The sequence below is a fragment of the Verrucosispora sp. SN26_14.1 genome (assembly GCF_004307965.1).
GTDB lineage: Bacteria > Actinomycetota > Actinomycetes > Mycobacteriales > Micromonosporaceae > Micromonospora.
Genome location: NZ_SISL01000152.1, coordinates 1 through 12,653, shown reverse-complemented (window position 1 = coordinate 12,653; position 12,653 = coordinate 1). Strand labels below are relative to the sequence as shown.

Below are 12,653 nucleotides of genomic sequence, written 5' to 3'. Positions count from 1 at the left end.
CCCGGGGACCGGCCCGCAGCAGCAGCAGCGCGTCCCGGCCGCGCTCGATCACCAGGCCCTCGGCGCCGTACCGGAACCGGGCGTCACGGGCCTGGTCGGGCGGCAGGAGCACGGGCACCACGGTGTCCAGCTCCGGCCAGCCGATCCGGGCGGCAGCCGCCGCCACCGCGCTGGGCATGCCGTCGCCGCGTAGCAGCAGTTCGGCGAGCTGCCGGCGGCGGTCACCCTCGCCGGCCTGCTCGCGCACCTGGAGGGCGTACCCGTCGGTGCTCGCCGCGGCCAGTTCGGCGACGTACGCGCTGACCGCGTCGGAGAGGTCGATGAGTTCCTCGGTGTCGACCGGGCGGAGTCGGGCCAGCGACTGCGAGGCGGTCCGCAGCAGCAGCCGGGCGGCCATCCGCAGGGCCGCGAGCAGGGCCTCCGGTCCCCGGTCCTCGCGGGCCTCGGCGGCACCGAGGGCGACGAAGACCTCCCGGATCCGGGGCGGTAACGCGGGCTCGTCGGTGCCGACCAGGTCGAGGAACCGGTCGAGGGCGACCTGGACGGCGGTGTGCACGTCGCGGACGAACTTGTCGTCGGCGATGCCGGCGAAGGCGGGTGTGGCCTCGGTGACCGCGCCCGCCACGGCGGCGACCGTCGACGGCAGGTGCGGACGCATGGAGGCGGCCAGGTCGGCGGGGAGACGCCGCCAGGGAGTGGCGGAGACGGGGGCGCTCACCCGGCCGATTTTGTCACGTCGGGATAAAAGAGCCGCCGATTCTCGCTGCCTACGGGACGGTGCTTCGACCCGTACGTCCGGGCGAGGATGGAGCCCGCCGCCGATCCGACCGAGGAGCGCACCGTGCAGCACCGACTCTCCCGTCAGCACGTGGTCGACATGTGCCGGACGATGCTCGCCCGGGGATATCTCAAGGCCACCGAGGGCAACGTCTCGGTGCGGGTGCCCGGCCACCGGCTGTACGCGGTGACCCCGAGCAACTACGACTACGACCGGATGCGGGTCGAGGACATCTGCCTGGTGGACTTCGACGGCAAGCACGTGCCCGACGGCACCGGTGCCGACCTCAAGCCCTCCATCGAGTGCGGGATGCACGCCAACATCTACCGGGAACGCCCGGACGTCAACGCGATCGTGCACACCCACCAGCCGTACGCGTCGGCGCTGGCCTTCCTGCGCAAGCCGATCCCGGCGCTCACCGACGAGCAGGTGCGCTTCCTCGGCCGGGAGGTGGCGATCATCGACTACGCCCCGTCCGGCACCGGCTTCCTGGCCCGCAACGTGCAGAAGAAGGTGGCCAGCGGCGACAACGCCTACATCATCGCCAACCACGGCGTGGTGGCCGTCGGCACCGACCCGGACCGGGCGGTGTTCAACATGGCGTTGCTGGAGAAGGTCTCCATCGCGTACCTGCTGGCGTTGACCAGCGAGACGGGCCGGGTCTACACCATCCCGACCGCGATCCGCGAGATCGCCTTCGGCAAGCTGCGCGCCGACGAGAAGCGGATCGCCGCGCAGATCACCGAGGCGGTCGAACCGCTGCGGGTACCCGCCGACGAGGACCTGCCCAGCGCCGACGCGACCGCCGCCGCCCAGACCGCGACCACCCGGACCGACGCCGGGGCCGAGAACGCCGCCGACGCCGACGCCGGGGCGACTGACGCCCGGGGCGCCGACGAGACCGAGGCGCCGGGTGCGGAGTCCGCCCGGCTCGGGTACGCCATCAGCGAGTACCCCGACGTCGACGACGTGATGCGCCGGCTCAAGGCGCTGACCGCCCAGCCGCTGCGTGGGCTGCGCCACGACGCGATGCTGGACGTGCTGAACTACTTCGAGACCAAGTGCCGGGCCAGCAAGGAGATCACCGACCGGGCCAAGCTGCGCATCCCCGGCGGGGTGCAGCACAACCTGGCCTTCAACTACCCGTTCCCGCTGGCGGTCGAGAAGGCCGACGGGGCGTACCTGGTCGACCGGGACGGCAACACCTACATCGACTTCCTCCAGGCCGGCGGGCCGACGATCCTGGGCAGCAACTACGGCCCGGTCAACGAGCGGGTGGCCGAGGTGGTGCGCGCCTCCGGGCCGGTGACCGGCCTGTTCCACGAGTACGAACTCAAGCTCGCCGAGATCATCCACCGGTACATGCCGCACGTGGAGATGTACCGCGCCCTGGGCTCCGGCACCGAGGCGGTGATGGCGGCGGTCCGGGGTGCCCGCGCGTTCACCGGCAAGAAGATGGTGATCAAGGTCGGCGGCGCGTACCACGGCTGGTCCGACACGATGGTGTACGGGCTGCGGGTGCCCGGCACGTACCGGATGAACGCCAAGGGCATCCCGTTCGGCGCGACCAGCCGGACCCGGGAGGCGTTCCCGCACGACCTCGGGCAGCTCAAGCGCAAGCTGGTGGAGAACCGGCTGCGCGGCGGCACGGCGGCGGTGGTGGTGGAACCGGTCGGCCCGGAGTCCGGCACCCGGCCGGCGCCCCGCGACTTCAACGCCGGGGTCCGCGAGCTGTGCGACGAGTTCGGCGCGCTGCTGGTCTTCGACGAGGTGGTCACCGGCTTCCGCCTCGGGCTGGGCGGGGCCGCCGGCTACTTCGGCGTCACCCCGGACCTGACGGTGCTCGGCAAGGCGGTCTCCGGCGGGTACCCGATGGCCGGCGGGGTCGGCGGACGCTCCGACGTGATGGCGGTCTTCGGCTCCGGGCTGGACGGCAAGAGCGGCGCGCACATCCAGGTCGGCGGCACGTTGTCGGCCAACCCGCTCTCCTGCGCGGCCGGGTACTTCGCGATCGAGGAGATGGCGCGCACCAACGCGCCGGTGGTCGCCGGCCGTGCCGGTGACCGGCTGACCCGGGGTCTGCAACGGCTGATCGACACGTACGGCCTGCCGTACGTCGCGTACAACCAGGGGTCGATCGTGCACCTGGAGTGCAGCGGCGTGATGCTGCTGGACATGCGCAACCCGGTGAAGCTGCTGCGCGAGAACAAGGCCCGCAAGCGACTCATGGAGCAGATGGGCGCCGCGTACACCGCGCACGGCATCGTCACGCTGGCCGGCTCCCGGATGTACACCTCGCTGGCCGACACCGACGAGGTGATCGACGACGCGCTGGCCCGGTTCGACCGGGTCTTCGCGCAGGTCGAGGGGGTCTGAGGCGGGTGGTCGCCACGGCACCGCAGATCCTGGCGATCGACCTCGGCACGTCCGGGATGAAGGCCGCCCTGGTCGCCGCCGACGGCACCGTGACCGGCTGGGCCGAACGGCCGGTGCCGCTACACGTGCTGCCCGGCGGCGGCGCCGAGCAGGACCCGGTGGCGTGGTGGACGGCGCTCGGGGAGGTCGCCGCCGAGCTGGGCCGGGCGCATCCGGACCAGATGCGGGCGGTCCGCGCGGTGTGCGCCTCCACGCAGGGCGAGGGCACCATCGCGGTGGACGCCGCCGGGGAGCCGTTGACGCCGTGCATCAGTTGGCTCGACATGCGCGGCGCACCCCACCTGCGTCGACAGTTCGGCGGCTTCCCCGCGTACCAGGGGATGTCGGTGCGCCGCATCGCGCGGTGGCTGCGGCTCACCGGCGGGATGCCCTCGCCCACCGGCAAGGACCCGGCCGCGCACATGCTGCTGGTCCGCGACGAGATGCCGCAGGTGTACGCGCGGACCGCGTCCTTCCTCAACGTGCTGGACTGGATCAACCTGAAGTTGACCGGGCGGACGGTGGCGACCGTCGACTCGATCCTCACCTCGTGGGTGACCGACAACCGGCGGCCCGGCGACATCCGCTACTCCCCCGCCCTGGTCGCCGACTGCGGCATCGACCGCGACAAGCTGCCCCCGATCGTGGCCTGCACCGACGTGATCGGCACGCTGACCCCGGCCGCCGCCACGCACCTGGGGTTGCCGGAGTCGGTGGAGGTGGTCGCCGGGGCGATCGACAACACCGCGGCGGCGATCGGCGCGGGCACCACCGGCGACCGCGAACCCCACCTCTACCTGGGCACCTCGTCGTGGATCGCGGCGCACGTGCCGGGCAAGAAGACCGACGTGGCGGCGGGCATCGCCTCGGTGCCCTGCGCCATCGGCGACCGCTACCTGATGACCGCCCTCCAGGCCACCGCCGGGGCCAACCTGACCTGGCTACGGGACAAGATCGTCGAGTACGACGACCCGCTGCTCGCCGCCGGGCACGTCAGCCGGGACGAGGGCACCATCTTCGACGCGTTCGACGCGATCATCCCGACCGTGCCGCCGGGCGCCAACGGCGTGCTCTACACCCCCTGGCTGTACGGCGAACGCGCCCCTGTCGACGACCCGAACCTGCGCGCCGCCTTCCTCAACATCTCGCTCGACACCAACCGCTCCGACCTGCTGCGGGCGGTCTTCGAGGGGGTCGCCCTCAACACCCGCTGGCTGGCCGGGGCGGTGGACCGGTTCCTCGGCGCACGGGTCACCTCGATGGCGATCACCGGCGGCGGCGCGCTGTCGGACTCGTGGTGCCAGATCTTCGCCGACGTGCTCGACGTGGAGATCCGGCGGGACGCCCAGCCGCTGGCGGTCAACGCCCGGGGCGCGGGCTGGATCGGCGCGGTCGGCACCGGACTGCTCACCTTCGCCGACATCCCCGCGCTGATGCGGACCGACCGGGCCTTCACCCCCGACCCGGCGCACCGGGCCACCTACGACGAGATCTTCGCCGACTACCGGGAACTGCACCGCCGACTGGCACCGCTCTACCGACGCCTGAACCGCCCGGACCGGTCCCGCCTCCCCCGAGGCTGACCCGGGCCTACCCGCGCCCGGCGCCTGCCTCGTCGATCATGGGCTTGTGGTCGGCGGTTTGCACCGGTACAGCGCATTCGCGGCCACCACCACTCCATGATCGACGAGGAGCACGCCGGGCGGGAGTGGTGATCAGGGGAAACGGGTGTGTCGGGTGACCGGGTGGGTGAGACTGACGCCATGGTCGACGTCAGGCGGTACGTGGCCGAGTTCATCGGCACATTCCTGCTGGTGTTCCTCGGTGTGGGCAGCGCCGTCGCGGCCCGCGTCGAAGGTGGCGTGGTGGTGGTCGCGCTGTCCTTCGGGTTCGTCATGCTGGCGCTGGTCTACACCATCGGTCAGCTCTCCGGCAGCCACGTGAACCCGGCGGTGACCCTCGGCGTCCTGCTCTCCGGCAAGATCTCGCCGATCGGGGCGGTGGCGTACTGGATCGCCCAGTTCGCCGGTGCCGCGCTGGGCTCGTTCCTGCTCTGGGTGCTGGTCCGCTGGGGCGGCGTGACCGACCAGACGGGTGTACTGGGTGCCAACGGCTACGGCACCCACATCAACGCCGGTGGCGCGATGCTCCTGGAGACCGTCCTGACGTTCCTCTTCGTCCTGGTGGTGCTGGTGGTGGGCAAGCGCAGCACCGACCTGTCCGGCTTCGCCGGCCTGGCCATCGGGATGGCCCTCGCCGTGGCGAACCTGGTCGGTGTGGCGCTGACCGGGGCGGCGGTGAACCCCGCGCGGGCCTTCGGACCGGCGATCTTCGAAGGTGGGACCGCCCTCCGCCAACTCTGGGTGTTCATCGTCTTCCCGCTGCTCGGCGGAGTCCTCGCCGCGCTGGTCGCGCCGCTGGTCGAGCACGGCTCCGGCGTCACCCGGGTCGGTACGCCCCGACCGGCGGGACGCTGAGCGCCCACCTCACCGGTCGGCGCCCATCGGTGCCCGGACCAGCGCGCCGTCGATGTAGCAGTACCGCCAGTCCTCCCCCTCCTCCAGGGAGCGGATCAACGGGTGGCCGGTCTGCCGGTAGTGCTCCTCGGCGTGGTTGTTGACCGAGTCGCTGCAACAACCGACCGCGCCGCAGGTGAGGCACATCCGCAGTTGCACCCAGTCGTCACCGGTCTCCAGGCACTGCGGGCACGCCTCGGCGTCGCTCTCGGTGATCTGGATGCGGTCCAGGTGGGTGCAGGCGGTGCTCATCGTCTCCTCACGGACGTACCGCCAACTGGAGTGCAGCAGCCGGTCCGGGATGACCCGGGCGAGGTAGCGGGAGTTCGCCGCGAGCAGCGGACTCGCCACCGCCAGCACCAGCACGTACAGGGCGATGAACGGGCCGAGGCGCTCGTCCAGGCCGGCACCGAGGGCGAGGGTGGCCAGGATCAGCGAGAACTCGCCGCGTCCCAGCACCGTCAGGCCGACGTTGGCGGCACCCCGCTGGTTGAGCCCGAACAGCCGCCCGGCGATCAGGCCGGCCAGCACGTTGGTCACGACGGTCAGCGCGACGGCCGCCAGCACCGGCACCGCCACCGCGCCGAAGTCGCCCACGTCGATACTCAGGCCGAAGACCACGAAGAAGACCGCCGCGAAGACGTCCCGCAGCGGCAGCACCAGGCGTTCGGCCCGTTCCCGGATGGGGGTACGGGCCACCACCAGGCCGATCATCAGCGCGCCGATGGCGTCGGAGACGCCGATCTCGGCCGAGATGCCGGCGACCAGCACCACCAGCCCGACCATCAGGACGGCCAGCAACTCGTCCTCGTGGCTGTCGATCAGCTTGCCGACCAGGCGGGCGCCGAACCGGGCCACGGCGAAGAGGAGGACCAGGTACGCGAAGCTCAGCCCGATGCGCAGCGTGAGTTCGCCGGCCGACCCGGCTCCGGAGAGCAACGGCGACAGCAGCGCCAGATAGAGCGCGAGGAAGAGGTCCTCGATCACGATGATGCCGAGGATCACAGGTGTCTCGGCGTTGGCCAGCCGGCGTAACTCGATGAGCAGCTTGGTGACGATGGCCGACGAGGAGATGCCGAGCGCCCCGGCGATCACGAACGCCTCGTAGCCGCCCCAGCCGAGGGCGAGCCCGAAGAGGAGTCCGGCGCCGACGTTCAGGGCGATGTACGCGGCGGCGGCGACGAACAGCCGTTTGCCGCTGCCGAGCACCTGCTCGACCGGGAACTCGACACCCAGGTGGAACAGCAGGAGCACCAGACCGAGGGAGGCCAGCAGGCTGAGGTCCTCGGGGTGGGCGACCAGCACGGGACCCGGGGTGCCCGGCCCGAACAGGATGCCGGCGAGCATGAAGAACGGCACGGTCGGCAGGTTGATCCGGCGGCCGAAGCGGGCCAGCAACCCGGCGATGAGCACAAGGGCACCGAAGCCCACGAGGTCAGCGTGCACGGTGAGGACTCCTGGAGCGGGCTAGACGGAGCGGAGCGGGCGGCGCGCCGGTTACTCGGAGAAGTACGTGCCGGACAGCAGCGCGCCCACCTTGCGGGCCTGCTCCTCGGACATCTCGATCACGGCCACCGGGTCGTCCGCCCCGGCGGCGAAGACGTACAGGTCGCGGTTGCCGTCGCGGCGTACCACGATCGAGATCCGTTGGGTGTTGCTGCCCAGGTCGACGTCGTACCGCTTGCCGATGCCCGGTAGTTCCTGCACGTAGATGCCCTTGCCCATGGCCCCTCCCCGCTGTCCTGTCCACGATCCCGGGGCAATCGTACGAGCCCGCCCGCCTTCCGTGACACCACCACCACCGAGTAGTCGACGACGCGCCGGCTCCGGCGCCGCGTGGCGCCGGAGCCGGCAGGCTCGCCCGGGCGTACCTCTCAGGAGGTGAGGCGGAAGGTGGCGTCGTTGCGCGCCTGGGTGTCGCCGATCTGGTCGAGCCGCAACTGGTAGTCGTAGTGCCGGATGTGGCGGTCGGGGTAGTTGTAGGACTGGAACGAGCTCCAGGAGGAGTTCCCCAGCCCGGCGACCTGCCGGAAGGTGGCGTCGGCGGCGAACACCGAGCTGCCGTCGTTGGCCGCCAGCACGAAGTCGAAACCGTAGTGCCGCAGGTAGTACCCGGGGTGGTTGACGGACTCGAAGGAGACGTTCCCGGAGGCGTTCGCCAGACCGGGCACCACCCGGAACTGGGCGTCCTGGGCCGGGTTGACGTTCGGGTCGATGCGGACGTCGTAGTTGACGTGCCGCACGTACCGGTCCTGGTGGGTGTACGCCTGGATCCGGTTGACCGGCGTGCTGGTGCCCCAGCGGGCGAGCACCCGGCTCTCCTCGGCCGCCGTCAGGTTGAGGATCGAGCCGTGCCGCTTGCGGGTGCCGCCCATGGCGTAGTCGGTGCGGGTCCGGAAGTTGCTGACGCCGCCCAGGTTCGTCGAGGTGACCGGCATGTACCCGCGCCCGGTGGCGTACTGGTCGAGCCAGAGCGCCCATTCGTTGCGGCCGTTGAACTGGGCCCACATCGGCCCCTCCACCACGTTGCCGCCGCCGGTGCCGTTGGAGATGCCGAGGTGCGACAGGTTGCCGAGGGTGGTCCACGAGCCGAGGATCGAGTTGCTGGCCTCGATGGTGATGTGCCCGTCGGCGGAGGCCCGATAGTAGCGGTAGCCGCCGACGCTGTTCGGCACCTCGACGATCTGCGTGTCGATCAACCCCTGGGTTCCGGGACGTTCGATGTAGAGCTGGGGTGCGGTGAAGCTGCGGAAGTCGGTGGTCCGCACGTACCAGATGCGGTGTTTGGTGACGCCGTTGCGCGCGGAGTTGGTGGCCCAGTAGACGACGTAGTCGCCGGTGGCCGCGTTGTAGATCGCCTCGGGTGCCCAGGCGTTGCCGGCACCGGGGATCGCCCCGGCGACGTTGATCAGCCACGGCGCGGACCAGTTCACCAGGTCGCGCGACTCCCACACGACCAGGTTGGTGCTGCCCCGGTTGGCCGCGTCGCTCCACGAGGTGCCGCTGGCGATGCGCAGGTCGGTGGCGACGATCCAGTAGCGGTCACCGGCGGGCGAGCGGACCAGGGCGGGGTCCCGGACGCCCCTCGTGCCGATGGTGGAGAGCAGGACGGGCGCGCCGTTGTTCAGGTCGCGCCAGGTCAGCCCGTCGCGGCTGTGGGCGAGGTAGAGCTGTTCCCCGTTCGCCGACTCCCCGATGAAGTGCGCCATCAGGTACCCGGTGAACGGGTCGAGTGCGGCGGCGTCGGCGCGCGGCGCGGGCGCGGCGGACACCATCAGCAGGAAGGCGGTGAGCAGGGCGCTCACCCGGGCCAGGACTCTCGGCATCGGCGACTCTCCTCGGACGCACCGGATCGGAACCACTGTTAGCGCTAACAAGCCAGGCGAAACCGATCGGCGAGAATCACTGTTTCGGGCTTGTTTCGAAGTCTCGACGTCCCTTCGTCCACTGTCAAGAAGGGCGTCGATCCGCCGATCCGTCCGAGCCGTCCGGGCGGTGTGAACGTGCACCATCGCGGACCGCAGGAGCCGCTGCCGCCGGATGTAAGGAGGGGTCCCCTGCTATACACCAGGCGATAGCAGGGGACCCCTCCTTACATCCGCGTCAGAGCCGCTCGGGGGCGTCGATGCCGAGCAGGCCCAGGCCGGTACGCAGGGTGTCGCCGGTGAGGCGGCACAGCGCCAACCGGTTGCCCCGGTACGGCGACTCGGCCCGCAGCACCGGACACCGCTCGTAGAAGGTGGTGAAGCTCTGCGCCAGCCGGTGCAGGTGTCCGCAGAGCCGGTGCGGCTCGTACCCGGCCACCACCTCGTCGAGGACGTCGGCGAAGGCGTCCAGGTCGAGGATCAACGCGCGTTCCGCCGGGTCCAGCGCGACGCCCGGGTCCACGGTCTCGTCGGCACCGTCGGCGCGGGCCAGGATGGACCGCACCCGGGCGTGCGCGTACTGGAGGTAGACCCCGGTGTTGCCGGTCAACGCCAGCATCCGGTCCGGGTCGTAGGTGTAGTCGCGGGTCCGGCTGGTCGCCAGGTCCGCGTACTTGACCGCGCCGATGCCGACCTGCCGGGCCCGTTCGTCGCGTGCCGCGTCGGTCAGGTCGGGGTTCTTGGCGGCGACCACCTCGCGGGCCCGGTCCACCGCCTCGGTGAGCAGGTCGACCAGGCGGACGGTGTCGCCGGCCCGGGTCTTGAAGGGCCGCCCGTCGGGACCGAGGACGGTGCCGAACGCGACGTGGGCGGCGGGCACGTCCGACGGCAGCCAGCCGGCCCGCCGCGCGGTGTCGAAGACCATCCGGAAGTGCAGCGCCTGCCGGGCGTCGACCACGTACAGCAGCCGGTCGGCGCGCAGTTCGGTGACCCGCTGCCGCAGCGCGGCGAGGTCGGTGGCGGCGTACCCGAACCCGCCGTCGCGCTTGCGCACGATCAGCGGCGTCGGCTCGCCGTCCGGCCCACGCACGTCGTCGAAGAAGACGCAGAGCGCGCCGTCGCTGGTCACCGCTACCCGCTGGGCGGCGAGGTCGGCCGCGACCCCGGGCAGTGCGGCGTTGTACGCGCTCTCCCCCACCGCGTCGGCGGCGGTCAGCCGTACGCCGAGCAGGTCGTAGACCTCGGTGAAGTAGCGGGTCGACTCGGCCACGATCTGCTGCCAGGCACGCGTCGTCTCCGGGTCGCCGCCCTGGAGGGCCACCACCCGCCGCCGGGACCGCTCGGCGAACGCCGGGTCGGCGTCGAAGGCCGCCCGTGCCCGGCGGTAGAGCAGGGCCAGCCCGCGCAGGGAGGTGTCCTCGGTGACCGGCGCGGGATGCTCGGACCGGTACTGGATCAGCATCCCGAACTGCGTGCCCCAGTCGCCGACGTGGTTGCGCCGCACCACCGTTCCGCCCAGGTGCTCCAGGATCCGCACCAGCGCGTCGCCGATGATCGTGGACCGCAGGTGACCGACGTGCATCTCCTTGGCGATGTTCGGCTGCGAGTAGTCGACCACGGTGGTGACACCCGCCTCGGGGGTGCCCACGCCGAGCCGGGGATCGGCGAGCCGGCCCGCGACCTGGGACAGCAACGCCGCGTCGGTCAGGCCGAGGTTGACGAATCCCGGACCGGCGACCTCGGCGGTGGCCACCAGACCACCGACCGGCAGGCCCGCGACGATCTCCGCCGCCACGTCCCGAGGGTTGCGCCGCAGCGTCCGCGCCGCCGCCAACGCGCCGTCGACCTGGAAGTCGGCCCGCTCGGATCGGCGCACCAGCGGGGCGAACCCCGGCAGCGCGACGGCGGCGGTGGTGACGGCGGCGGACAACGACGAGGCCAGCGAAGGCACGGTCACGGGGACTCCCGGTGGGGATGGGCAGGATCGTCACGAGACACGTCGCGCGCACGCACGAAGGCGGGCACGACGGGAGGAACGCGCGGAGAAGCGGACGACTATCGTCGTCGCAGGCGCGAGCGGCGGACGGTGACCAGCACCATGTCCATCACCGCCTCACGCGAGGGCCGCGAATCGCGGCCAGATGCCGGCCAGTGTACGCGGCGACGGTCATCCCCGCGCCGGGCTCCTCCGCGACCGGCGTACCGGTCACGCCGACCCGGGCTCGACCCGTCACCCGATCTGGTGGACGGGACCGCCAAACCGTTGTCGGGAAAGCGATCCGGTCGACTTCCCGGCTACTGCGGATAGACGAGCGGCGTTCATACTCCTGCGGGGAGTGCTCCTGCCACGAGAGGCCAGCATGCGAGTCAGCACCATCACGCGCCGGTTCCCGGCCGTCGCGACCGCGATCGCGCTGGGGGTCGCGTCGCTGGCCACACCGGTGACGGCGGCACCGGTCGCCACCGGCACGCAACAGCTCACCGCCGCCGCCGCGAACACAGCTCCGACGACCCGGCAGATCGTCGGCGCGGTCGCGGTGGGCGACCGGTATCCGTACGTCTTCGTCATCGGGACCGACGGCAACCTCTGGATCAACTGGCAGGACCAGTCCGAGCAGTGGAACTGGTCGAACATGGGCACGCCACCGGGGGTCGCTCTGCGGATGCCGATCGGCGTGACCATCGTCGACGGCTTCAGCCGCCCGTACGCCTTCGTGCTCGGCAGCGACCAGAACGTCTGGAGCCTGTGGCGGTCGGCGACGAGTTGGCAGTGGCGTAACCAGGGCGCTCCGCCGGGGGCAAACTTCGTGAGCTGGCCGAGCTTCGCCGCCGTCGCGGTGAACGACACCAGCCCGTACCTCTTCGTCCGCAGCGACGGCGACGAGACGGTGTGGGTGAACTGGTGGAACGGGTCGGTGTGGAACTGGACGAACATCAGTTCGCCGCCCGACGGCATCGCGGCCACCGGCCCGGTCGGTGTGCTGCTGGAGAACGGCACGCCGCAGGTCTACACCGTCGGCAACGGCGGCCGGCTCTGGACGACCCGCTTCGACGACACGGCCGCGCCCTGGGTCGACCTCGGCCAGCCGCCGGGTGTCTGGCTCACCGACGCGGGTACGCCGTTCGGTGCCCGCAGCGCGGTGCAGGTCGCGCCGGACGCCCGGCCGTACCTGCTCGCCACCGGCAGCGACGACAACGCCTGGCTGCGCTGGTGGACCGGTACCCAGTGGGAGTGGCACAACCTGGGTTCACCGCCGGAGCAACTGGTCCCGGGCACGCTCGGTGCCCTCGCGGTGAACGGCACCTCGCCGTTCTCCTTCTTCGCCACCGACGGGGGCGGCCTGTGGATCAACTACTGGGACGGGTCGAACTGGTACTGGAGTGACCAGAGTCCGCCGTTCCGGCCCGCCCTGACCGGCACGGCGGTGCTCGCGCCGCAGAACTCCACCCGGCCGGCGATCTTCCTGCGGGACACCGCCGGCAACCTGTGGAGCCGATGGTGGAACGGCAGCTACTGGAGTTGGACGAACCGCAGCCTCTGACGGACGGCCGCGCCACCGGCACCACGAGCCGGTGGCG

8 protein-coding genes and 1 pseudogene are annotated in these 12,653 nt (G+C 71.5%); 4 read left to right on the top strand and 5 right to left on the bottom strand.

Annotation, left to right across the window (positions count from 1 at the left end; translation table 11 throughout):
* Positions 1-718: pseudogene (locus EYA84_RS15400) on the bottom strand (PucR family transcriptional regulator); the annotation flags it as partial.
* Positions 719-841: 123 nt separating this feature from the next.
* Between EYA84_RS15400 and EYA84_RS15395 the strand changes: the two are divergent.
* The 3 genes from EYA84_RS15395 (at position 842) to EYA84_RS15385 (ending at position 5,670) form a co-directional block, all read left to right on the top strand.
* Entirely contained in the window at positions 842-3,154 is a 2,313-nt protein-coding gene (locus EYA84_RS15395) for an aminotransferase class III-fold pyridoxal phosphate-dependent enzyme (protein ID WP_131053763.1), read from the top strand.
* A gap of 5 nt (positions 3,155-3,159) precedes the next feature.
* Entirely contained in the window at positions 3,160-4,776 is a 1,617-nt protein-coding gene (locus tag EYA84_RS15390) for an FGGY-family carbohydrate kinase (protein ID WP_131053762.1), read from the top strand.
* Positions 4,777-4,938: 162 nt separating this feature from the next.
* A complete protein-coding gene (locus EYA84_RS15385) occupies positions 4,939-5,670 on the top strand; it encodes an MIP/aquaporin family protein (RefSeq protein WP_236145783.1) in 732 nt (243 codons plus the stop codon).
* 9 nt (positions 5,671-5,679) lie between these two features.
* On the opposite strand, the gene EYA84_RS15380 is transcribed toward EYA84_RS15385, so the two are convergent.
* The 4 genes from EYA84_RS15380 to argS form a co-directional block, all read right to left on the bottom strand.
* Positions 5,680-7,155, bottom strand: a complete 1,476-nt coding sequence (locus EYA84_RS15380; RefSeq protein WP_131053760.1) for a cation:proton antiporter — start codon at positions 7,153-7,155, stop codon at positions 5,680-5,682.
* A 51-nt stretch (positions 7,156-7,206) separates the two neighbouring features.
* The gene (locus tag EYA84_RS15375) at positions 7,207-7,434 is read right to left on the bottom strand and encodes a potassium transporter TrkA (RefSeq protein ID WP_131053759.1); all 228 of its coding nucleotides are present in this window, start codon (positions 7,432-7,434) and stop codon (positions 7,207-7,209) included.
* Between the two features lie 149 nt (positions 7,435-7,583).
* Positions 7,584-9,035: a glycoside hydrolase family 43 protein gene (locus EYA84_RS15370; RefSeq protein ID WP_131053758.1), complete on the bottom strand. Its 1,452-nt coding sequence runs from the start codon at positions 9,033-9,035 to the stop codon at positions 7,584-7,586.
* A 277-nt stretch (positions 9,036-9,312) separates the two neighbouring features.
* A complete protein-coding gene (argS, locus tag EYA84_RS15365; protein WP_131053757.1) occupies positions 9,313-11,031 on the bottom strand; it encodes an arginine--tRNA ligase in 1,719 nt (572 codons plus the stop codon).
* 403 nt (positions 11,032-11,434) lie between these two features.
* Here argS and EYA84_RS15360 point away from each other — a divergent pair, with 403 nt between their 5' ends.
* Positions 11,435-12,616, top strand: coding sequence for a hypothetical protein (locus EYA84_RS15360; RefSeq protein WP_131053756.1), 1,182 nt, complete (start codon positions 11,435-11,437; stop codon positions 12,614-12,616).
* Positions 12,617-12,653: the final 37 nt, after the last annotated feature.